Source organism: Alteromonas sp. IB21 (assembly GCF_016405965.1).
Taxonomy (GTDB): Bacteria; Pseudomonadota; Gammaproteobacteria; order Enterobacterales; family Alteromonadaceae; genus Alteromonas.
In genome coordinates, this window is the sequence record NZ_JAEFCD010000001.1 from 70,530 (window position 1) to 91,252 (window position 20,723).

Annotated in this window: 17 protein-coding genes; 6 read left to right on the top strand and 11 right to left on the bottom strand. The window is 45.4% G+C overall.

Annotated elements, in window-relative coordinates:
- Nucleotides 1-33: 33 nt before the first annotated feature.
- A complete protein-coding gene (locus tag JC525_RS00310; protein WP_198812887.1) occupies nt 34-1,122 on the bottom strand; it encodes a 3-deoxy-7-phosphoheptulonate synthase in 1,089 nt (362 codons plus the stop codon).
- A 472-nt stretch (nt 1,123-1,594) separates the two neighbouring features.
- On the opposite strand from JC525_RS00310, the gene JC525_RS00315 reads away from it, so the two are divergent.
- The gene (locus JC525_RS00315) at nt 1,595-2,311 is read left to right on the top strand and encodes an enoyl-CoA hydratase/isomerase family protein (RefSeq protein ID WP_198812889.1); all 717 of its coding nucleotides are present in this window, start codon (nt 1,595-1,597) and stop codon (nt 2,309-2,311) included.
- A gap of 76 nt (nt 2,312-2,387) precedes the next feature.
- Here JC525_RS00315 and JC525_RS00320 read toward each other — a convergent pair whose 3' ends face one another.
- The 5 genes from JC525_RS00320 to rpsP form a co-directional block, all read right to left on the bottom strand.
- Nucleotides 2,388-3,038 (bottom strand): trimeric intracellular cation channel family protein, encoded by a 651-nt coding sequence (locus JC525_RS00320; RefSeq protein WP_198812892.1) that lies wholly within the window; start codon nt 3,036-3,038, stop codon nt 2,388-2,390.
- A 129-nt stretch (nt 3,039-3,167) separates the two neighbouring features.
- Nucleotides 3,168-3,527 (bottom strand): 50S ribosomal protein L19, encoded by a 360-nt coding sequence (gene rplS / locus JC525_RS00325; RefSeq protein WP_024015986.1) that lies wholly within the window; start codon nt 3,525-3,527, stop codon nt 3,168-3,170.
- Between the two features lie 18 nt (nt 3,528-3,545).
- Complete coding sequence (gene trmD / locus JC525_RS00330; protein ID WP_198812894.1) at nt 3,546-4,307, bottom strand: tRNA (guanosine(37)-N1)-methyltransferase TrmD; 762 nt, start codon at nt 4,305-4,307, stop codon at nt 3,546-3,548.
- Nucleotides 4,308-4,829, bottom strand: coding sequence for a ribosome maturation factor RimM (gene rimM, locus JC525_RS00335; protein WP_198812897.1), 522 nt, complete (start codon nt 4,827-4,829; stop codon nt 4,308-4,310). It abuts the gene before it with no gap.
- A 23-nt stretch (nt 4,830-4,852) separates the two neighbouring features.
- On the bottom strand, nt 4,853-5,104 hold the full coding sequence (gene rpsP, locus JC525_RS00340; RefSeq protein WP_105931878.1) for a 30S ribosomal protein S16: 252 nt from the start codon (nt 5,102-5,104) through the stop codon (nt 4,853-4,855).
- 383 nt (nt 5,105-5,487) lie between these two features.
- Here rpsP and JC525_RS00345 point away from each other — a divergent pair, with 383 nt between their 5' ends.
- The 4 genes from JC525_RS00345 (at nt 5,488) to JC525_RS00360 (ending at nt 12,454) form a co-directional block, all read left to right on the top strand.
- Complete coding sequence (locus tag JC525_RS00345; RefSeq protein ID WP_198812900.1) at nt 5,488-5,982, top strand: hypothetical protein; 495 nt, start codon at nt 5,488-5,490, stop codon at nt 5,980-5,982.
- 349 nt (nt 5,983-6,331) lie between these two features.
- Nucleotides 6,332-8,146: an ABC transporter transmembrane domain-containing protein gene (locus JC525_RS00350; RefSeq protein ID WP_198812915.1), complete on the top strand. Its 1,815-nt coding sequence runs from the start codon at nt 6,332-6,334 to the stop codon at nt 8,144-8,146.
- A 140-nt stretch (nt 8,147-8,286) separates the two neighbouring features.
- Nucleotides 8,287-9,345, top strand: coding sequence for an efflux RND transporter periplasmic adaptor subunit (locus JC525_RS00355; protein WP_198812918.1), 1,059 nt, complete (start codon nt 8,287-8,289; stop codon nt 9,343-9,345).
- Entirely contained in the window at nt 9,338-12,454 is a 3,117-nt protein-coding gene (locus JC525_RS00360) for an efflux RND transporter permease subunit (RefSeq protein WP_198812921.1), read from the top strand. The genes JC525_RS00355 and JC525_RS00360 overlap by 8 nt, the downstream gene beginning before the upstream one ends.
- 118 nt (nt 12,455-12,572) lie before the next feature.
- Here the strand turns inward: JC525_RS00360 and JC525_RS00365 are convergent, their stop codons facing one another.
- The 5 genes from JC525_RS00365 to JC525_RS00385 form a co-directional block, all read right to left on the bottom strand.
- The gene (locus tag JC525_RS00365) at nt 12,573-13,808 is read right to left on the bottom strand and encodes an alpha/beta hydrolase (protein ID WP_198812924.1); all 1,236 of its coding nucleotides are present in this window, start codon (nt 13,806-13,808) and stop codon (nt 12,573-12,575) included.
- 30 nt (nt 13,809-13,838) lie between these two features.
- On the bottom strand, nt 13,839-14,231 hold the full coding sequence (locus JC525_RS00370) for a TerB family tellurite resistance protein (RefSeq protein ID WP_198812927.1): 393 nt from the start codon (nt 14,229-14,231) through the stop codon (nt 13,839-13,841).
- Nucleotides 14,232-14,663: 432 nt separating this feature from the next.
- The gene (locus tag JC525_RS00375) at nt 14,664-15,881 is read right to left on the bottom strand and encodes a phosphoenolpyruvate carboxylase (protein ID WP_198812930.1); all 1,218 of its coding nucleotides are present in this window, start codon (nt 15,879-15,881) and stop codon (nt 14,664-14,666) included.
- The gene (locus tag JC525_RS00380) at nt 15,878-16,513 is read right to left on the bottom strand and encodes a condensin complex protein MksE (RefSeq protein WP_198812933.1); all 636 of its coding nucleotides are present in this window, start codon (nt 16,511-16,513) and stop codon (nt 15,878-15,880) included. The genes JC525_RS00375 and JC525_RS00380 overlap by 4 nt, the downstream gene beginning before the upstream one ends.
- Nucleotides 16,510-20,232 (bottom strand): ATP-binding protein, encoded by a 3,723-nt coding sequence (locus tag JC525_RS00385; RefSeq protein ID WP_198812936.1) that lies wholly within the window; start codon nt 20,230-20,232, stop codon nt 16,510-16,512. Before JC525_RS00385 ends, JC525_RS00380 begins: the two co-directional genes overlap by 4 nt.
- Before the next feature lie 245 nt (nt 20,233-20,477).
- On the opposite strand from JC525_RS00385, the gene JC525_RS00390 reads away from it, so the two are divergent.
- Complete coding sequence (locus tag JC525_RS00390; RefSeq protein ID WP_198812939.1) at nt 20,478-20,678, top strand: hypothetical protein; 201 nt, start codon at nt 20,478-20,480, stop codon at nt 20,676-20,678.
- The last annotated feature ends 45 nt before the right edge of the window (nt 20,679-20,723 follow it).

Here is a 20,723-nt window from a genome sequence, read left to right on the forward strand (position 1 = left end):
ATCCTTGAATCACATGGCACGGGTTGAGTTAGCTTATGCCACCGTGCGCTTATTTTGACGTAAGGGTAACACAGTAATTAATTTATCTCTGGCTTGAGCAATTAAGTTTTCTGTCGTTTCCCAATCAATACATCCATCAGTGATAGAAACGCCGTATTCAAGCTCTTCAGGTTTCTTACCTTCAGCTTTCTGGTTTCCGGGCTTCAAATGGCTTTCAAGCATAACACCAATTATTGACTGGTTACCTTCAAGTATTTGGTTCACTACATTCTGCGCTACCAGAGGTTGACGACGATAGTCTTTCGAAGAGTTCGCATGACTGCAATCAACAACTAAACCTGCAGTAAGCCCAGCGTCCTGTAATTCAATCTCACACTCAGATACGCACACCGAATCATAATTAGGCTGTTTCCCACCACGTAAGATAATGTGACCATCCGGGTTTCCACTGGTGCCAATAACACTTACTTGGCCCTGCTTGTTAATCCCCATGAAACGGTGTCCAGAAGCCGCAGATTTAAGTGCATTAATAGCAATATCCAAGCTTCCGTCCGTACCATTTTTAAAACCTACAGGCATTGAGAGGCCGCTCGCCATTTCTCGGTGAGTTTGCGATTCGGACGTACGCGCACCAATGGCAGCCCAGCTAAACAGTTCTGCTAGATATTGCGGGCTGATAGGATCTAATGCTTCTGTGGCAACAGGTAGCTCTAGCTCTGCTAACCAAATCAGCAGTTCTCTTGCTTTGCGAAGGCCCGTTTCAATATCAAACGTGCCATCGATATGCGGGTCGTTAATAAGCCCCTTCCACCCTGTTGTGGTGCGCGGCTTCTCAAAATAAACGCGCATCACGATAAACAATGTGTCTTTGCACGATTCGTGAAGTTCTTTAAGCTTAAGCGCATACTCTTTAGCTGCTTCAATATCGTGAATTGAACAAGGTCCGCACACCACTAGCAGTCTGTGGTCACGGCGATGGATAATATCGGAAACAATTTTTCTCGAATCAGAAATAGCGGCAAGTGCTTTTTCTGAAACAGGCAACTCTGCGCTAAGCGCGTCGGGTGTAATAAGCACATCTTCTGTACTTACGTGAACGTTATTAACAGTGTCCTTGATCATGGGAGTTCTCTTACTCTCTTAACTACAAATAAAAAATTGAAAATAAAACGCCAAAAGAGTGTCCAATCTGTATGTAAACTTTATTGTACAACCAGCTTTTTCTATATTTCTTCAACGTCATTGACTTTTTATCAATTAAAGCTTAATGAGGCAAGCTTTAACGAATAATACTTTAATCTAGGGTATATTCTAAGTGAATGAGCATGACCGAATGGCAACCTCCACTTTTATTAGCACATTTTTTAGTCGGCAGTGAGGTTTAACCTCTTTTCTTCGATGGTAATACGTTTAAATGTAAAGTCTTGCCCGCGATTTCTAGTAACCAGCAAAAATAGTTCGTATAACGCCCTAACACTGCCCCATATTTTATGTCTATTCATCATAGATAATTGACCAACATAAATAAGCTAAATTTCTCATTCCTCGTAAGGATTTTGTATCATTCCAACAACGGAATAATAACGAGAACACAATGCAAAATTTAGTTATCACCTACACGGGCCACGTTGCCACTTTAACCATGAAAAACGGTGAAAACCGCCACAACCCTCTCTTTGCCAAAGAGATGCTGTCTGCATTAGATACGATCAAAAGCAATGAAGATTGCAAAGCACTGGTTATCACGTCAAACGACGAAAAATGTTTTAGCTTAGGTATCGATACTAACTGGCTGATGCCTGCGATGAAAGCAGGTCGCACAGAAGAAATTAAGCAGTTCATGTACGATATGGATGAGGTGTTTAAAACTCTGCTTCTTTTTCCTCTACCCGTGATTGCAGCGATCAACGGACACGCTTTCGGTAACGGTGCTATCTTGGCCTGCGCCTGTGATTTTAGGTTTATGCGTTCAGACAAAGGTTTCTTCTGTTTTCCAGAGGTCGATTTATCTATTCCATTCCTTCCGGGCATGATTGAGTTTGTAAAGAAAGCGATACCTTATTATAGATTCAATGAAATGAAGCTTTCAGGTAGACGGGTGTCCGGTAAAGAGTTAGAAAATGATCATGTTGTTGAAAACGCTTACGAAACAGACGAAGCACTGATGGAAGGCGCGCTTAACTACGCAAAATCGTTTGATAAAAAGCGTGGAATTTTTGCTGAACATAAAAAACGTTTGCACAAACATATTATCGAAACTATTGATAATGAGAACGCCCCCCTCATCGAGGCGCTATCTTTAATGGCTTAACAAAGATCTACAGTGAAACTAGGTCGCCGAGTTTCACTGTCCTTAGTTGTCATAAAAGAGAAGCGTCAATAACACACTATAATTCAGCATCACATTTCTTCTTAGATCTTGGCGTTCGTTTCCTGAACAAGTCAACCTTCACTCCCCAATGCAAAGAGGCCGTTCTGAGTAAAACCGTTACAAATATAGAACCTAATATGCACCAAATATAGGGAGTATCTAACGCAAATAACGCGGCATAGGAAAGCCCCCCTGCAAAACACGCACTGGCGTAAACGTCACCTCGCATTACGTAGGGTACTTCTCTGCATACCACGTCTCTCATCAAGCCACCAAAAATACCCGTGGTCATCCCCATAGTCAGTGCGACTATCATTCCCGTTCCACTAATTAAGGCCTTTTCTATACCTATGACATTAAAGATAGCAAGCCCTACAGTATCGATGAGAATAAAGTAAAAATTTGAGGGGGAAGGCATGTAACGAACGAACAGCACGGTTGCGAAGATGGCAGAATAAGTAGCTATAAGATACTCCGACGTTTCTACCCAGAATATAGGCTTACCCAACAATAAGTCACGCAGCGTACCGCCACCTAGTGCTGTCATTACACCAACCACGACGATGCCAAAACCGTTTATATTTTTATCGTGGCCGAGTAACGCGCCAGAAACCGCAAAAAATGCAACGCCCAATATTCCCAGCACAATAAAATATTCTGAACTCATCCTTTTCTCTATTAACAAATATTAATATTTGTAATCGATGAGAGGACAAAAGGATCGAATTACGGGCACAAAAAAGCCCGCTTAACGCGGGCTTTTTCGAAGTTAACAATAACGCAAGGATTAGTAATCTTAGTTAAGCTTCTCTTTGATACGTGCAGATTTACCTGAACGCTCACGTAGATAGTAAAGCTTAGCACGACGAACCGCACCGCGACGTTTAACTTCAATTGAAGAAACTGCCGGGCTGTGTGTTTGGAACACACGCTCAACGCCTTCGCCGCTAGAAATTTTACGCACGGTAAAAGACGAGTGCAGACCACGGTTACGTTTAGCGATAACAACACCTTCATAAGCCTGAAGACGCTCTTTGTCACCTTCGGTAACGCGAACTTTAACAACTACTGTGTCACCTGGACCAAACGCAGGAACATCAGTCTTTAGCTGTGCTTCTTCGATTTTTTTGATGATATCTTGACTGACTTTGCTCATCATATCCTCTCGTCCTAGTTAACTGTCATCTTGCTGCAGTTGCGCTTGGAATAATTCAAGCAAACGCTGCTGCTCCTCAGTCAGAGCTAGGTGATTTAACAAATCAGGGCGACGATGCCAGGTTCTACCTAATGATTGCATCAATCGCCACTGCCTAATTTTTTCATGGTCCCCACTTAGCAACACCTCAGGAACCTTTTGACCATCAAGTATTTCGGGCCGCGTATAGTGCGGACAATCCAAAAGACCGTCAGTGAAAGAATCTTCAACTGCTGAAGCTTTATGCCCCAACACACCGGGAACTAACCGTGCAACTGCGTCCATAAGGACCATTGCTGGTAATTCACCGCCGCTTAACACGTAATCACCTATAGACACTTCTTCATCTACATGGCTTTCGATTACCCGCTCGTCGATGCCTTCATACCGGCCGCAAATTAAAATTGTGCGGTCGATGTTAGCAAGGCGCTGTACGCCTGCCTGGTCAAGGGGTTTCCCTTGTGGTGATAAGTAGATCACCTTACTTTTTTCGCCGCCCACTTTCTTGGCGGCTTGTATTGCGTCAGTTAGCGGTTTTACCATCATAAGCATACCGGGTCCGCCTCCGTAGGGGCGGTCGTCTACTGTACGATGGCGATCATGTGTAAAGTCACGGGGGTTGAAGGTGTCAACCGATAAGGTCCCAGATTTAACTGCTCGACCTATAACACCCTGCTGGGTAAATGGGGCAAACATATCTGGAAACAGGCTAACAACGCCGAACCACTTTTCCGGAGTCACTTAAAACCCCGGGTCCCAGTCAACTTTAATGACCTTCGCTTCCTTATCTACCTCTTGTACGACATCGTCGAACACAAAAGGCACTAGTCTTTCTTTTTGACCAAAAGCATCGCCTACATTTGCTTTAACGTGGATCACGTCGTTAGCACCTGTATTAAATACCTCTTTCACCACACCTAAGTCGTAACCTTGCGTTGTTACCACTTTCATGCCGGTGAGCTCACGCCAATAAATCCCTTCGTCACCTAAATCAGGCAGCTGTGAAGCATTTATGTTGATATCCAAGTTTTTGATGCCCTCGGCATCATCTCGACTATCAACGCCCACAATTTTTGCAACGAGGCTTTTACCGTGCGGTCGCCACTGGTCAATTTGGTATTCTTTTTCTTCGCCAAGAAACCATGGCGCGTACTCAAATATACCTTCTGGCGTTTCTGTATAGCTGTTGATTTTGACCCAACCTTTAACACCATACGGTGCGCCAATTTTGCCAACAATCACTTTGTCAGACGCTAGACTCATCTATACCACCAGTTAATAACAGCTTACGCTGCAGATTTTTTCGCTTCTTTTACCAAGCTAGAAACGCGATCTGATAAGCTCGCGCCTACGCCAACCCAGTAATCTACACGCTCTAGATCTACGCGAAGACGTTCCGCTTGACCTTGTGCAGTTGGATTGAAGAAACCGATGTTTTCAATGAAACGACCGTTTCTTGCACGACGGCTATCAGCCACCACTAGTTGATAAAATGGACGCTTTTTCGCGCCACCACGCTGTAAACGAATAGTAACCATAAATGCCTCAAACTCGTTGTAGCGTTACCGTTAACTTAAACCTTCAAACAACGTCTAAAAAATAGACGCCAGCTAGAAGGCCGCCGAATTATACGGATATCACTGTTTAATGCAAGTAAAAACCAGATTTATCCGTTGTTTAGTTAAACCTTTATTCATTGGCGTGGTATTGACGCTGAAACGGGTTCACAACTAACCTATCCATCGTAAATTTCTGTAAAACATATGATTCTGGTGTATTGTTAATAGTGCACTGTTTTATTGTGCGAATTGAACAGCCATATGCAGTTCAAAGGATGGCAACTCAGGATGTGTTTATTTTTAACTGAGGCTTTTGTTTATTGAAGGCATCAGTGTATGTTTCACGGAGAAGGACTATTCAAATGAAATTACCATCGCTTCTACTCGCTACTGCGATTGCTCCTCTTTTCGCTTGTACGTCTGTTTCAGATGTTATTAACCAACAAGCTAACGTTCAACCTAATGAAGCACGTATAGATTTTTTCGCTAATCGCGGCGAAGCTTTTGACAACAAGCGAGAGTACGTAAAACTGATGTGTCTTAATCAGCGTCCAACAAGTGCATCAGCGCTGCGGGACGTGGAAGAGGGAGAGCATGTTCTATTTGTTCGCGCCATGGTTGTGAATGCTGATCTTCCCGTAGACAACATGCGCGAAGCTATTGTTCGACTCGATGTAAATTTAGAAGGCGGTAAGCGTTACTCCCTTAACCAGACCCGCGACAATCGCGACATGAAAGTTTGGCTGCAAGAAACGGACTCTGGCATTCCAGTATCGGAAATCGTAACAACACGAGTTGAATACCCAAAATCAGTGGGTGATTTACGCCTTGAACAATGCAAAGAAGGCACTGTTTAAAAGTACGTACATTTTTCGATAATAGCTAAAGAAGACGCAGGGTTACACTTGCGTCATCGCCTCTTCCAATACTTTAGCTTCTTCGCTATCTTTCTCTTACCTTTCCTCACGGTTATTTCTACTTGTCGCTGCCGAACCTTAACACGTAAATACTTCGCAAGAGTTAACGCTAGATATGTGTAGCGTTATCACTTTAATGTTTTACTGCTTCATCCCAGCGTAAATACTGCCACTGTAATCGCATTGCTTACGTCCAATGCTCGTGCTTTGCCGTATAATCAAATCACGTATGTTAATTAGCGTTTTCTCAACAACGCTATCAGAAAGTCCCCCATTTAAAGAGGTAATTTTGACAACACCGCTAGCAACCGTATCGACGAAACAAGTTTTACAGTGGATTGGTTTTCATTTACTTCATTACAAATCGCGAGTTACGGGCGCAGTCATTGCGCTTTTTACTGCTGCTATCGCTTGGCTTTTACTTGGTCAGGGCATTAAGTATGCCATTGACAGTGGTTTTATTGAGAATGCTGCCGACACCTTAAACAAGGCAACGGTACTTGTATTGGGAATTACCCTATTGGCCTGCTTGGCTACTTACGCTCGATTTTATTTAATGACATGGCTTGGCGAACGTGTAAGTGCAGATATTAGAAATCAGGTTTATGCGCATCTGCTGTCTCTCCCCCCTTCGTTTTTCGCAGAGCTTAGAACAGGCGAAGTTATTTCTCGATTCACCAGCGATACGACCATCATTCAAACTGTAGTGGGTATGAGTCTGTCAATGACTCTGCGCTCCGTTGTAACTTTTGTTGGCGCTCTAGCGCTCATGACCCTATCAAGCCCATTATTAACGTTCTGCGTGATCGTTGCGGTGCCCGCAGTTTTAGTGCCTATAAAAGTGCTAGCGCCGCAAGTGCGTCGCTATGCGAAAGAAAGCCAAGATAAAGTGGCAGATTTGGGCGCGCGTATCGATGAAAGCCTACACGAGATAATGACAGTGCAGGCCTACACTGCTGAGAATGCTGAGCGAATGCACTTTTCAAGAAAAGTCGAGCTAGCCATGGACGTAGCCAAAAAGCGTATTCATTATCGGTCGCTACTTATCGGCTGTATTATGTGCATTAGTATGACAGCTATTATTTTCATCGCTTGGGTTGGTGCTAGACAAGTGCTCAACGGCACCATGACGGTTGGCGAACTGTCAGCGTTTTTATTTTATGCCGTGATGGCCGGCGGCAGTGTAGCTACTATTAGCGAAGTTATTGGTGAAGTGCAGCGTGGCGTAGGCGCGAGTGAGCGCTTGTACGAGTTATTAAACACTGAGCCCGCTATAAAGTCTGCGTTTGCGCGCGTGAAGCTTGGTTCTAAGCCATCTTCACCTTTTAATTCAGAATCAAAAGATGCTAACTACAACGCGCCAATTTCAAAAGCAGCACCTCACATACAAATAGAAAATGTCAGCTTTGCTTATCCCAACAGCAAGCCTTTATTCAATAATTTAACTATTGATATAAAAGCCGGTGAGCGCCTTGCGCTAGTCGGAGCAAGTGGAGCCGGTAAAACCACGCTGTTTCAATTATTAATGCGTTTTTACGACCCAAGCGCAGGGAAAATTTTATTTAACGACGTGCCAATCAACAAAATGCCCGTAGACATTCTACGGCAGCACATCGCTGTGGTCACACAAGAGCCTGTGGTATTCGCTGACTCCGTTTTAGAAAACATTCGTTATGGCAGCCCGGGGGCTAGTGATGAAGCGGTAATAAATGCCGCCAAACAAGCGTTCGCCCACGAGTTTATAGATAATCTAGACGAGCGCTACCAGACTCAGTTAGGTGAAAGAGGCGTAAAACTCTCTGGCGGTCAAAAACAACGCATTGCCATTGCCCGCGCCATCTTAGCGGACAGACCTATCTTACTTCTTGATGAGGCCACAAGTGCGCTTGATGCGATGAGCGAACGTATGGTTCAGCAAGCTATAGACAGATTGATGGTAGGCAAAACTAGCATTGTTATTGCCCACAGGCTAGCTACCGTGCAGCATGCAGATCGCATAATAGTAATGGACAAAGGAAACGTGGTGGGCAGCGGAGATCATGCTTCGTTGATGAAAAGCGATACCTTGTATAGGGAATACGCTGAACTGCAATTGCTTAGCTGAACCGCCTATGGTGCTATACGGTACAAATATGAGGTTAACCAAAAGTCTAATAATTAGGCAGTTTGGAAAAACAACAACAAAGAGCTTGCTGTAAAAAAGACAACGAAGAACCGCAAGTTCAATAGCGCTACGGGTTTAAAATGAAAAATTCAGTATATGGTGCACTGCAGACATGGACAGGTCTTTGTGCTCTTTTTCTTATTACAATACCAGTTGCTAACGCTCAATTCATGGGCGACAGACAAGCTAAACTTGTCGTCACCAAGCCTATCGAATTTATGAACGAAACGCGAAAAGTAGAGGCCGTTGGTAGCGCTGAGGCCGTGCGCTCCATCATCTTGTACCCGGCCGTTTCTGACGAGGTCACAGAAATCAATTTTGTCCCTGGCCAATCGGTTGAAAAAGGTAAGGTACTTGTTCGCCTTGATGACAGACGCCAACAAACTGCGCTTAAACGCGCTAGACTCAATTTAGAAGACGCACAGCGCACTGTAGAAAGACTGGCGTCTAGTTATAAACAAGGCGCAGTGCCTATCAGTGAATTAGACTTAGCTCGCACACAGCGGGACCTTGCCGAAGTTGCATTAGAAGAAGCCCAAGCAGATTTAGACGACAGGCATATTATTGCCCCGTTTGATGGTGTTGTTGGGATAACTGATGTTGAGGTGGGCGATCGCATAAACGAGCAAACGATCATCACTACGCTAGATAACCGAAGCAAACTTTTCATTAACTTCAAAGCGCCTGAAGCCGCATTGCCAGTGCTGCTCAACGCCCCTAATGTTACCCTAGAGCCTTGGAGCGATAAAGAAACGCGAGTAAAAGCTGAAATAGCGCAGGTTGATTCTCGTATAAACGAAGCAGATCGAACCCTTCGCGCGCGAGCGCTGCTTGACAATTCATCAGATCAATTCCGTCCAGGTATGAGTTTTCGCGTTAATTTGAGTATCGAAGGCGACCGTTTTGCCGCTATTCCAGAAGCTGCACTGCTTTGGGGTGCGACTGGCGCTTACATCTGGCTTGCTGAAGACGGAAAAGCCAAGCGAGTTGATGTGAGCGTTCATCAAAGACTAAGAGGCACCATTTTAGTTTCTGGTGAGATTAAAGAGGGCGACAAACTGATTGCAGAAGGTGTACAACGTTTGCGTACTGGTCAGGAAATTACAACTGAACTGGCCGGAGGGCCTCAAGGTGAGTGATCCTAATCTAGCGTCTTCTGTGAACGATTTACCCTCTCTATCAATACGACGCCCTGTTCTCATTGTTGTATTGAATTTACTCATTGCCATTGCTGGTCTTGCTGCATTAAGTGGCCTTGAAGTCCGTGAACTTCCTGACGTAGACACGCCCCGCGTTACTGTAACCGCTCAGTTTCCTGGCGCGTCACCAGAAACCGTTGATGCCGAAGTAACAGGCCGCCTCGAAGGTGCGGTTGCCCGAGTGAGTGGCGTAAAAGATATTTATGCACAAAGCGAAGAAAACTCAGCACGGGTACGCGTAGAGTTTCGCCCAGGTGTCAACTTAGAGGATGCTGCGAACGAAGTACGTGAATCGGTAAGCCGCGTACAAAGACAGCTTCCTGATGACGTTGAGCAAGTGGCGATTATTCGCGCTGACAGCGACGCACAAGCGGTGGTGAGCTTGGCCATATCAAGCGATACGCTGGATATGGAAACCCTTACTGAACGGGTTGATACTGACGTCGCACCACTGTTTTTAAGCATTCCCGGCGTTGCTGATGTAACCTTAAATGGCGATAGAGAGCGCGTACTGCGCGTTTCAGTTGACCCACTACGCCTCACTAGTTTTGGTTTATCAATGAGTGACATTGCCGATGCGTTATCACTGGCGCCCTTTGATGTGCCAGCAGGAAGCATACAATCGGCGGAACAAGCATTAATCGTTCGCGCTGACGCCACATCTGTCTCAGCTGAAGACGTTGGCAATATTGTGGTCACAGGTGATATACGAATTAACGACGTAGCCAGTGTATTTTTCGGCCCGGCTGACACCACCAGCGTGGTCCGTCTAGACGGCACACCTGTAATTGGCGTAGGCGTTATCCGTCAAGCCAGCTCAAATACCATCGAAATTTCGGACGAAGTGCTGGCGATGGTCGCTGATCTCGACAAGCGTTTTACAGATATGAATATTGTGGTGACCGCTGACGATGCTGAGTTTATTCGAGACTCAGTTAAAGAGGTGGTGATATCACTGAGTCTTACCGTAGCGCTTGTGATAGTTACGCTACTGGTGTTTATAGGCTCATGGCGCGCAACCATCGTACCTGCGCTGTCTATTCCCGTATCGCTGGCAGGTGCCCTTGCGATTATATGGGGTATGGGTTTTTCTATTAATATCCTTACCCTTCTTGCGCTCGTGCTGGCAACAGGCATGATAGTTGACGATGCGATCGTGGTTTCTGAGAATATTCAGCGACGTCGCAGCATGGGGCTTGGCGCTCGTGCTGCTGCCGTGGTTGGCACAAGAGAAGTGTTTTTTGCCGTGGTCGCCACAACAGCAGTACTGGCCTCCGTATTTATTCCTATTGCATTTTTACCCTCTACCGCAGGGCGATTATTTAGGGAGTTCGGCGGTGTACTTGCAGGCGCGGTAGTCATCTCATCTTTTGTTGCACTATCCCTCGTTCCCGCATTAACTGCTCGATTAAAAGTAAAACCAGCCAGTAAAGATGGTTTGTTCAGTAAAACCTTTGGCAAATTTGGTCATGCCTGTTTACGTCTTTATCAAGCCTCACTTCTAAAAGCACTAAAGTATGGCTGGGTTGTGGGCATTTTAAGCTTAGCGGCTGGCGGTGGTGCTTATATTTTGGCCCAAAATATCGACAATGAGCTTCTGCCTAGTGAAGACAGAGGCACTATACGCATTTTTGCCCGAGGTCCCGATGGAGCTGGCCTGAACTTTATGGACAGACAAGCAGAGAAAATGGAAGAGCTACTCATGCCTTATGTGGAAAACGGCACGATAGACTCTATTTACACTGTGGTGGGTTCTTGGGATCCAAACATTGTTTTCATCACTGCACCGCTTAAGCATTGGGATGAACGAGACAAATCCCTTCAAGATGTGGTGAATGAAATCCGTCCAAAACTTCAACAGATCCCGGGAGCGCCAGGTAATGCCTTTGGCGGAAATAGCTTGAACCTTCGTGGACAAGGCGGCGGTCTTGAAATAGCGCTTACCGGTGACACCTATGAAAATATCTTTAGTGCTGCACAACGCTTTTCCCGCCAGCTTGAAGAAACGCTGCCTGAGTTAGGCAGGCCTCGTATAAGCTACGACCCCACGCAGCCGCAAATGCGTGTAAATATTGACAGACGCCGTGCTGAAGAGCTAGGTGTACCGCTTACTGATATTGCAAGCACCCTTCGTGCTGCGGTTAATGGCGATGATATTGCTGATTTAAACGTGGGCGATCAAGCCATTCCAATTATGCTGCAAACCAACAACCGGAGTACCCTTGACCCTTCCGAACTTACCAGTCTGTACGTAAAAAGTAATGACGGTAACCTAGTCCCTCTCTCCAGCGTTGCATTCATAAGCGAAGAAGGTGTGGCCGCTGAGTTAGAACGTCAGGCGCAAAGGCGAGCGATAAAGATTGAAATGGAACTTCCTGAGGATGTAGCGCTAAGTGACGTCGTTGAAAAAATTCGAACGCTAGGTCTTGATACTCTGCCAGATGGTATAGGCCTGGTATTTTTAGGCGAGGCGCAGACTTTTGAAGAAACCTCTAAACAAGTCGCGCTTACCTATATATTGGCATTTGTTATCGTTCTGTTGGTACTTGCCGCACAGTTTGAAAGCGTAAATAGCGCAGTTGTGGTAATGCTCACCGTTCCTTTTGGAATAGCAGCGGCTGTGTATGCCCTGTTTTTAACGGGCACAAGCATTAATATTTATTCGCAGATAGGCCTAGTGATGCTGATTGGTTTGCTAGCCAAAAACGCGATCCTTCTTATTGAGTTTGCCGACCAGCTTCGTGACAAAGGGTTTGATGTTTACGATGCGATAGTCGAGGCCGGTAAAGTGCGTTTACGTCCCATTATGATGACACTGGTGTCGACCATTCTCGGTGGTCTACCGCTTATACTCTCGACTGGTGCAGGTGCAGAAGCCCGCAACGCGATAGGATGGGTGGTATTTGGTGGTTTAGGTATTGCCGTAGTATTTACGCTTTATCTAACCCCTGTACTTTACTTAGCCTTAGCTCGCTTTACCAAACCCCGTGCAGATGAAAGTGCAAAATTAGAGAAAGAAATGGAAGATGCTCAGGTACATAGCGCCTAGTTGGCGAGTGTTTGAGCGTTTTATAGAAAGTAAACCTAAACTGTTATCCTGTCGGTAAAAGACGCGCTCGCCAATTTGCATTCAGGTGATAGTTTAGGTTCGCTATGTAAGCAATTGTTCACTCGCTTTTGCAGAAAGCTGCGGCCTCATCTTTTCCGATAAATGCAGTTAACTGGTCTACTATCTTTTCGAAATAAGGGTTGTAGGTTAGCCTTGCGTAAACGTGAGGCTTCTCTTTCTCTGTAGGCTCATAACCCCAAGGCCCAAACCAAACCTCCTCTCCCGCGATACAGCGTGATTCTTTTTCGTCGCTTTGACCATTGTCACAAATTCGAAAATCACTTTGCGTGCCATATAGTGAGTTGTCAGAAGAGAAAAGCGTACTCATGTGAGATGCCGCGCTAATGCGCTGCTCTGGTAATTTCATCGTTTGAACGATAAGCGAATTTGAAGGTATGTCAGGCTCACTTTCCCCCTGCCACACTAAACACTTTTTTGGGTGAATGAAATTGTCCTTAAATTGCTGAGCAATGGTTAGCGTATCAACAACGCTGTCTTTTTCTGCAACAACCATGAAAACGGGCAAATTCAATTTACTTTGTTTGCTTGCTGATGCAGAAAACAAATCTTGAAGCGCATTAACGCTTTCTTGGTAGGCTGCAAAGCCCGGCATAGCGGTGGAATTATATCGGCTTGGATTATCCTCCTCTTCAACATTAGGCCACGGAAACAGTGAGTCAATGTAAGGCGCTAAACGAGAGACAAAAAAGCGAGATTTGTATGCTGGAGAAAAGTGTACAAGCCCTTTTATGTCGAGTTGATCGGCCATCGTAAAACTGGTGATGGCGGTTAAGTTTGCTCCTGTCGAAAAACCACCCAGGTAAAGGTTATCGACTTCGCTAGAAAACAGCTTGATGTGATGATTTGTTTCCTTTTGCCATTGCTGATAGCTGACATTTAGCATGTCTCCAGGTTTAGAGCCATGACCCGGCAATAAGATAGTTCTGACATGAACCCCCTCCCGACACAAAGCGCTGGCGATGTCTCGAAAGAAAAACGGAGAATCACCTAATCCATGAACAAGTAGTAGCCCTTTCTCGGTGTACTGAGAGCCGCATTCAAACGGCATATTCATGGTGACTTCTTTTGCTTTATCGTCAGAAATGAACGCTCTATGCTGGTAAAGGTAAGCTTCAACTTCTTCTAAGTAAGCGCTAAAAGGCTGAATCCCAACAGGAAACTGTTTTTCGCTGGCACTGAATTGAGAACTGTGTGAAGAATGACAGCCGCTCAACATTAAAAGCGACAGTGAAGCGGCACATGTAAATGCCGCTTTAATTACAAGGTTTGACATTATTTATAGGTCTATATTCGATACCTTGAATTATTGAAGGGTATCTTTTCCTGAAACTAGTGCTTTAGCCAATAACTTATGGGTAAGAAGCGAGAGCAGTTCCGTTTCTTCTTCACTACGCTCCCCGTCTACACCGGTTATCGCCATCGCAACTTCTAATGTTTTTTCAGCATCAAATGACAAGTCATTCTTTAGACTGCGTAAAAAAGTAATTGCATCGCCCGTGTCGATAGCCTTTCGAGTTTGATAGATAGTGTCGTTTAAAAACGCTTCGCGGCATATTGGGCTCTGCCAATCGAGCGATTCTACCATTGAGCTAAGATAATCCTGTTCAGACAGCGTTACCATACCGTCAACTTGATAAAGTAATACTGATAATTTGATTAGGGCCTGATTAAAGCTTTGTTGTTCTGATAATTGCATAACACTCTTCCTCTTCGTACTGTACGCGGCAGTACCACAACATGTACTGCATCCTGCAGTAGCGATAGTTTTGCGTTTACGTCACTGATTTTGATACTACGCGCAACGATAGCGCGATAACGAATCACTTGCTTTAGTAACCTAGACCAATGAATTGACCGTAATGTTACTCTGCAATGAAGCTTTTAGTTCAGCATGTTAAATAAGTGTAAACACTTACTGTATTATAGGTGCTTTTACACAGGTTCCAAGTATTGTACATCGTAAAAAAGTAAGAACTTTTTTGACGGTATGATTATTGGAGAAACTTGGGGCATAGACATTAACCATGGCCCTGTCGGACCTTGATGTGGTGATTAGGTGGAAAGATAAACGCCCAGCAGACGTTAAAGTCTATCGCTAGGCGCACTTCATATTGACATCACACTAGCACTATCTTAGTCCTAGTGTGATGTCATTAATATAAAAATTTCCCGTGTAAACCGCATCATTTTGGCCATGAGACTCTAGTGCGAAAAATTGCTTGTCTTCACTGGTTAGCGCTTGATATCCACCAATGACTTGATAAATCCATACTTCGGGATCGAAGTCTAAATCGTGCTCTTCATAGTAATTCAGCGCTGTCTTTGGCTGACCTGAGTCAATGACCTCACAGAAATACGCTTCTACTGCCTGCTGTAGCGGATCGCTTTCTAATGACAACGTTGATTGTTCCGTGACTTCAATATCGACCGGTTTAGTTTCTTCGTGCTTGGACTGACGTTTGTGAATGTGAGTCAACGAACCGACTATATGCTGATAGTCTGCTTCATGTTCTACGTTATTCACGTCGGGGGCAGCATTTGAAATGATGGAATCTGACTGGTTGAACAATACGGGAACGTTGGTAAGGTTGGCATAGTTGCCAGGCGCAAAATCAGGCTGCTGCTCCATATGAAGCAAAAATCCCTTGAGTAAGCGAGTACGACCTTGGAACTCTCTGAATCTACCAAGCAGATCTAGCAAGCGAGCTTGTACTACCGATAACTCCTGCGCAGCTTTGGCAAAACGCTGCTGCAGCGACACCACCAATAAATGACGAAGTTCACGGTTAGAGCCCGCCAACTCACTTAATTCATCGAAACGAAAACACTCAAGTTGTGCTAATAAGTCTGTGACCTGCCCTTGTGCTAGTTCGTTTTCACGAATTTTAGCTTCAACGGAAGACACATAGCCGAATTCATTATTAATACGACCGAACATGACACGTACACTGTTACTTAAGGATTCTGAGAGCTGGTAAACGTGCTCAGTCAAATCGCCCATATGGGCGGCGGCTTCGTTGTATTTACCGTAATGAAGCGCCTCTTTGTAGTGCTCGGTTAAGGTTTTAAGACTTGCCAACAACGCACCAATATTAGCATTAATGGTGCGGTTGCGTTCGTCTTGTAAACTGCCTTCTAAAAGTGTTCTTACCGCGCTTTTTAGGCGAAGTTCACTTTGTGCTTCTGGGCGCCATAACACGCCGAGCTGCACCAACTGCTCAAGCACTTTTGGGCTGTGATCGCGCTCTCTAACCGAACCGTTTACATACGCTTGCATGATAAGGTCACTGTGACGACCCAGCGCATTTAACAGTTTGGTACCCGCCTGAATTAACACTTGGCTCATATTAAGCTACCTTGCGAAATGGCGGCCTCCGCCTGCTCGGATAAACTTAACGCTTCAGTTTCATCAATAAAGCGAAGCATCTCGTACAAGTGTTCAATTTTACCCGTGCCTAAATAAATCTGTTTGTCTGGATTTGGCTTAATCAAATAGCCCATTTCGGTTAAGCGTTTAAATACCTGCTTAAGCTGACCATCTAAATTCACACTGGTAGAGCCGAACATGCGGTAACGCGATATTTTTTCTAGCTGCTCCGCATAGGCCGGTGTGTCTTCAATGGTCGTTTGCAGTTCATTTAAACGGATGGCGCTTCCCATGGTAATGGGCATGTCAGATTCGTTCGCTTGCTGTACGAGTAACAACCATTCAACTAAAGGAACTAAATTAGACGCCGTATCTTGAAACTGCTGAGTGAGCACTTTGCGCTCGCTCTCACCTATGGTGAGGTAGCTTGCAAAAAATACATCCCCTTCTGCGGTAGTTGATAATGTGCGGTTCAACAGTGCTAAGTGCGGCGCTAACTGTGCGGCATTGTCTCTTGATTTAAGAAAGCGCCACGCTTCCTCGTCGGTCACCTGACAAATAAACGCGCCTTGTAAAAGTGCACTTAGTACACGGCCTTTTTCTGTCATCATGCTGATGTCTCCTTACCCGCTACTTCATCGTCTTTTAGTGCTTCTTTTTTTAATTTTATACGCGCCCCTATCGAGCTTGCTTTTGGCTGAACGACCTGCAGTTGGCGAGTGACTTTATCGATTAGATAGCGATTTTCAAACAGCGTTAATACTTCCGACTCAGGGTTAGGAAACGCGCCGACAACGCTAATATTATTGTTCTGGCATGCCTCAAAAATTTTCTTCACGTTGTTTTGGTGAAGTGTGCCTAATTCATCAATAGGCCAATGCACGGTAGCATCAGCATCGCCACGAAGAAGGCGGGTGAAAGCTAATAGGAATTTACACAGAATAAGGTAGGCCATACCGTGGCTTGATGACTCATTGAGCTGTCGGTCAGTACGAATGACGAGGTCACTGTTACCTTCACGCAAATGAAGCTCGATATCAAGAAGCTTGCTGATGCCGCCAGTAAGCGCAGCACGGCCCAGAATATCGAGGACCCGGCGCATACTTTGACCGTATTCTTCCTCCGGTAGCTCATTTGCGCCCTCTTCCATCCAATGCTCGTAAAGCTTCCTAAACTGCTCCAGCTCAGGCCAGAATTCAAGTTCGCTGATACGAGAACGGATTTTGACAGCAGAGTCTGACACCCCGTCCAACGATAAATCGCCATCGACCTCTTGGGTAATTCGACGACTCTGCGACACAATGCGCTTATCGATATCTGCAAGAACAAAATAGTACTGTGAAAGGTCAGCCCCGAAAATACGCCCTTGCTCACGCAAGCCCTGCAGCTTCTGTGGAACGATGACATTGAGAAGCTGTGCCAAATGCGACACCATACGGCGGTGATCAAAGCTCTTCACGCCGTGAGCGTTAATTGTGGCGCATTCCTCTCGAGCGCGTTCCCACGTGTCTGATAAACCTGTACCCGCTTGCGCGGCAATCAACTGATCAAACCTTTCTACGTAAGCACGAATATCGCTGAGCAAGTTTTCTCGCTCTTGAAGCTGACTTTGCACTTCTGAAATACGCTGACTGATACTCACGTCATCGTGTTTAATCTCAGCAGTCTCATCCCCAGCATGCAGCGTTAGCTTAGCTAGCGATTTACTTAATGTTTTAACCTGCTCCAGGTGGTCGCTGGCGGTTTTAAGCGTTGCTTCTAATTGCACATGCTGTTCTTGAAGCTGTTCTCTTGCCGTCTTGTAGGTTGCCTGCTTACTCGCCAAGCTTCTTTCGGATTCACCGAGTAGCTTGCGCGCTTTAGATAAGCCTTCCTGCCATACAACCTTTTGTTTCGTGAATACATTGGAATACCAGCGTTCGTAGTCAGCCACTTTATGTCGATGGGTTTCAGTGCGCGTGATATCTTCTTTCAGCTTATTGATTTGCTTTTTAAGCTGGCCTATTTCATCTACGTCTACACCGCGATTGCTTAACTCACTTTCCAGCCAGTCTTGCATATTCTTACGGTCTTGCGCCGCGCTCTCTTTCGCTTTGCGCATATCGTTATCGGCTTGGGAAATCCTCGCTTCGCTATCAGCAATAAGCTGTTGCCAATGGAATTTGTGTTCGGTTTCCGCTTCGCGCTGCTGATCTTTTATCTCATCTCGACTCAGCTCAAACTGTGCCTTTGCTTGCTTTTGAGACTGCTGATTGGCTTCCAGCTTAGTTTTTGCTTTTTGCTTACGGGCAGATAAGGCCTGCTGATATTCACTGAGTACTGTGTCTCGGTCTTGCTGTGCACGTTTGCGCGTCGCTTCTGCGCTTTTTACTGTGTTATCTTTTTGCGTAACCACGAGTTCTGCGTTGCGCACGTCTTCGTTTGCTTTTGCAAGACGCTGCTCACATTCGTTTTGTGCTGCGTGTGCCGCAGCCTGACGCACTTCCGCTTCGTGTAGCTGCTGCTTAAGCGCTTGCTCGGTAAAGGCATAATCAGGTGTATCAAGCTCAGTGAGCGCTAATTTAACACCATTGAATATGTCGCTAACGCCCGCCGAGTCTGTCACCATGGTAGGCGCCAAATCGGTACGATCTAATAATTCTGGTCGAATGACTTTTCCAAGCGACAACTCCCAGTCGTCAACATTAGCGCGCAGGAATTCAAGTAGCGACCCTTCGCCGGGGTATAAAAGCGCATTAATTTTATTAACGGCTTTTTCTTCTTGCTGAAAAGCATTACGCGCTTTATCCAACGCGCTTGAACACTCTTTGCGAAACTCTACTGACTTGCTGTGGGCCTGCTGAGCTTGTCTTAATTCACCGCGCGCCGCATCTTCATTAATCGATGCTTCTTTTATGGCCGCATCAAGAATATCTAACTGAGATTGCTCAAACTCGTTGTAGCCCGCATTGCTAAGCGAAGCCTTAAGCTCGGCTTCTGCTACTTTCAGCTCATTTAAACTAGTTTGGTAATCATTCTGTAGCGCACTGAGCTGACCATTATAATCGCCTTGAATACGGCTTAATGCTTCACGCTCGTTTTGCTGCTGCTGCGCTTTATTCTCAGCGGCTTCTTGTCGTGCAGCCGACATTTCTTCCAACGTGATTGAGAGCTTCTCGCCTAGTTCAGCTAAGCGCTTGTTGTATGCAGATTCAATATCTTGGTGTTTTTCGGTTAGCAAAACATAGCGACTGTCGGCCATGGCTTTTTCATTTTGCCATTGGGCTAGATTTGCCACGTCTTCTTTCAGCTGTTCAATGTTCTCGTCTTGCCATTTATCGAATTCACGCTCTACTGTATCCAATTCACTCGTGAACTTTTCAACATCGGCGCGGGCAGACGAAATAACCTGGTTCAAGTGATCACGGGTATCCCCCCACTCACTGTCAGTTTGCTTGCGTTGAAAGCTGTTTTCATCAAGCTCATTTTTTGTGGTTTCAACACGTGCAGCTAAATAAGTTTTATCAAGTTCAAAACTATGTTTCAGGTTAGCAAGCACTTGCTCTGTGCTTGTCAGAGCCATGTCAGCCTGTTCAAGTTTAGAAAACTCTGGGCGAATTTTATCGAACTGCTTAATTAAGTGACACTCTTTGATCCAGTCATCTACGCGGTGGCGACTCAGGCCTGAAGTCGGTGGTGTAACGCCATCCTCTTCCAAGATAGCCGCTATCATGGCTTTGATAGTTTCCATCTTGCCTTCTTTGGAGTGAACCGCTTTTGCCAACTTCTCGATATGACGCATGTGCTTTGACGGCTCGCACAGGCTAAAGATTTTGGCGTAACCCAATAGTTCGCGAGCGTTGTTGCTTTGGTTTAGCACGCCATGATCGTTTTGAATAATTGCGCGGAAGTCTTTGGTATTAAGCAAGCTGGTTACCATGACGTTGTTACGCTTCATGGCGCGGGCAAGCTCGGCACTGCTAACGCTTGCGTGTTTACCGCTCTTTTGCTCTATCAGATAGTCGTTGATATCAAACGGTTTTCCAATTAACCGGTAGTTTACTCCGGTACCGTTAGAACTTAATACAGCTTGGCAAAGGTCACCCTCGGCGCGGGTGTATTCGTAAATAATAAAGCTAGACAGGCGAGGTAGATACCAACGTTCAAAACTGTCTCTGGTGGCGGGCACAACGCGACTGGGATATTCGCCGTAAAAGACAGGGATCAGTCGCTGTAGTGTAGTTTTACCCGACGCATTGGTACCACAAATATTGGTGTGTCCATCAAGCTTTAGCTCGACCACGCCTGGTAAATGCGTGTCGATAAGAATAATACGTTTTAAGCCTGCCATAGTGTTCCTGTATCAATAACTCTGCCACGCGAAATGCCACGCAGCACTAAACGGTACTCGCTTGCGTATGCCCAAAAAAGGCTAAAAACTGCATGCTTATATCACAGCAAGTACACGCGTACGATGTAGCCCGTCAGTGTATTATGAATTCGCTAATTTGCACAGACGCAGGTTGATTTGTTGGTTATAAAGCGCGCTATTGTGATGAAGTTTCTGGAACACTTTTTGAAGTAAATCGATTCTCTTTGGTTGAGATACTCGACGTAGCGTTGGTAATTATTAACAAGCTTGATATCGACAGGTGGCGGGGTGTTGCGGATGAAGACTCTATTCGCCTTAAAATGGGGTATTTAGCGTTCTGTCGCTGGCTAAACAAATCACGAGAGCAAGAGGGTCGCATGAAGTTTGTGGATTTTGTAATGAGTAGAGAAATGGCCCCAAAATGAGGGCTAATAATGAACGCGGCACACTTTCGCTACGTATAACGTACC

What these genes read in the sequence shown, in the direction of transcription:
- JC525_RS00310 (WP_198812887.1), bottom strand. Translation starts at nt 1,122, where the DNA reads ATGATCAAGGACACTGTTAATAACGTTCACGTAAGTACAGAAGATGTG.
- rpsP (WP_105931878.1), bottom strand. Translation starts at nt 5,104, where the DNA reads ATGGTTACTATTCGTTTACAGCGTGGTGGCGCGAAAAAGCGTCCATTT.
- JC525_RS00315 (WP_198812889.1), top strand. Translation starts at nt 1,595, where the DNA reads ATGCAAAATTTAGTTATCACCTACACGGGCCACGTTGCCACTTTAACC.
- JC525_RS00385 (WP_198812936.1), bottom strand. Translation starts at nt 20,232, where the DNA reads ATGGCAGGCTTAAAACGTATTATTCTTATCGACACGCATTTACCAGGC.
- rplS (WP_024015986.1), bottom strand. Translation starts at nt 3,527, where the DNA reads ATGAGCAAAGTCAGTCAAGATATCATCAAAAAAATCGAAGAAGCACAG.
- JC525_RS00320 (WP_198812892.1), bottom strand. Translation starts at nt 3,038, where the DNA reads ATGAGTTCAGAATATTTTATTGTGCTGGGAATATTGGGCGTTGCATTT.
- rimM (WP_198812897.1), bottom strand. Translation starts at nt 4,829, where the DNA reads ATGAGTCTAGCGTCTGACAAAGTGATTGTTGGCAAAATTGGCGCACCG.
- JC525_RS00380 (WP_198812933.1), bottom strand. Translation starts at nt 16,513, where the DNA reads ATGATGACAGAAAAAGGCCGTGTACTAAGTGCACTTTTACAAGGCGCG.
- JC525_RS00355 (WP_198812918.1), top strand. Translation starts at nt 8,287, where the DNA reads ATGAAAAATTCAGTATATGGTGCACTGCAGACATGGACAGGTCTTTGT.
- JC525_RS00375 (WP_198812930.1), bottom strand. Translation starts at nt 15,881, where the DNA reads ATGAGCCAAGTGTTAATTCAGGCGGGTACCAAACTGTTAAATGCGCTG.
- JC525_RS00370 (WP_198812927.1), bottom strand. Translation starts at nt 14,231, where the DNA reads ATGCAATTATCAGAACAACAAAGCTTTAATCAGGCCCTAATCAAATTA.
- JC525_RS00345 (WP_198812900.1), top strand. Translation starts at nt 5,488, where the DNA reads ATGAAATTACCATCGCTTCTACTCGCTACTGCGATTGCTCCTCTTTTC.
- JC525_RS00365 (WP_198812924.1), bottom strand. Translation starts at nt 13,808, where the DNA reads ATGTCAAACCTTGTAATTAAAGCGGCATTTACATGTGCCGCTTCACTG.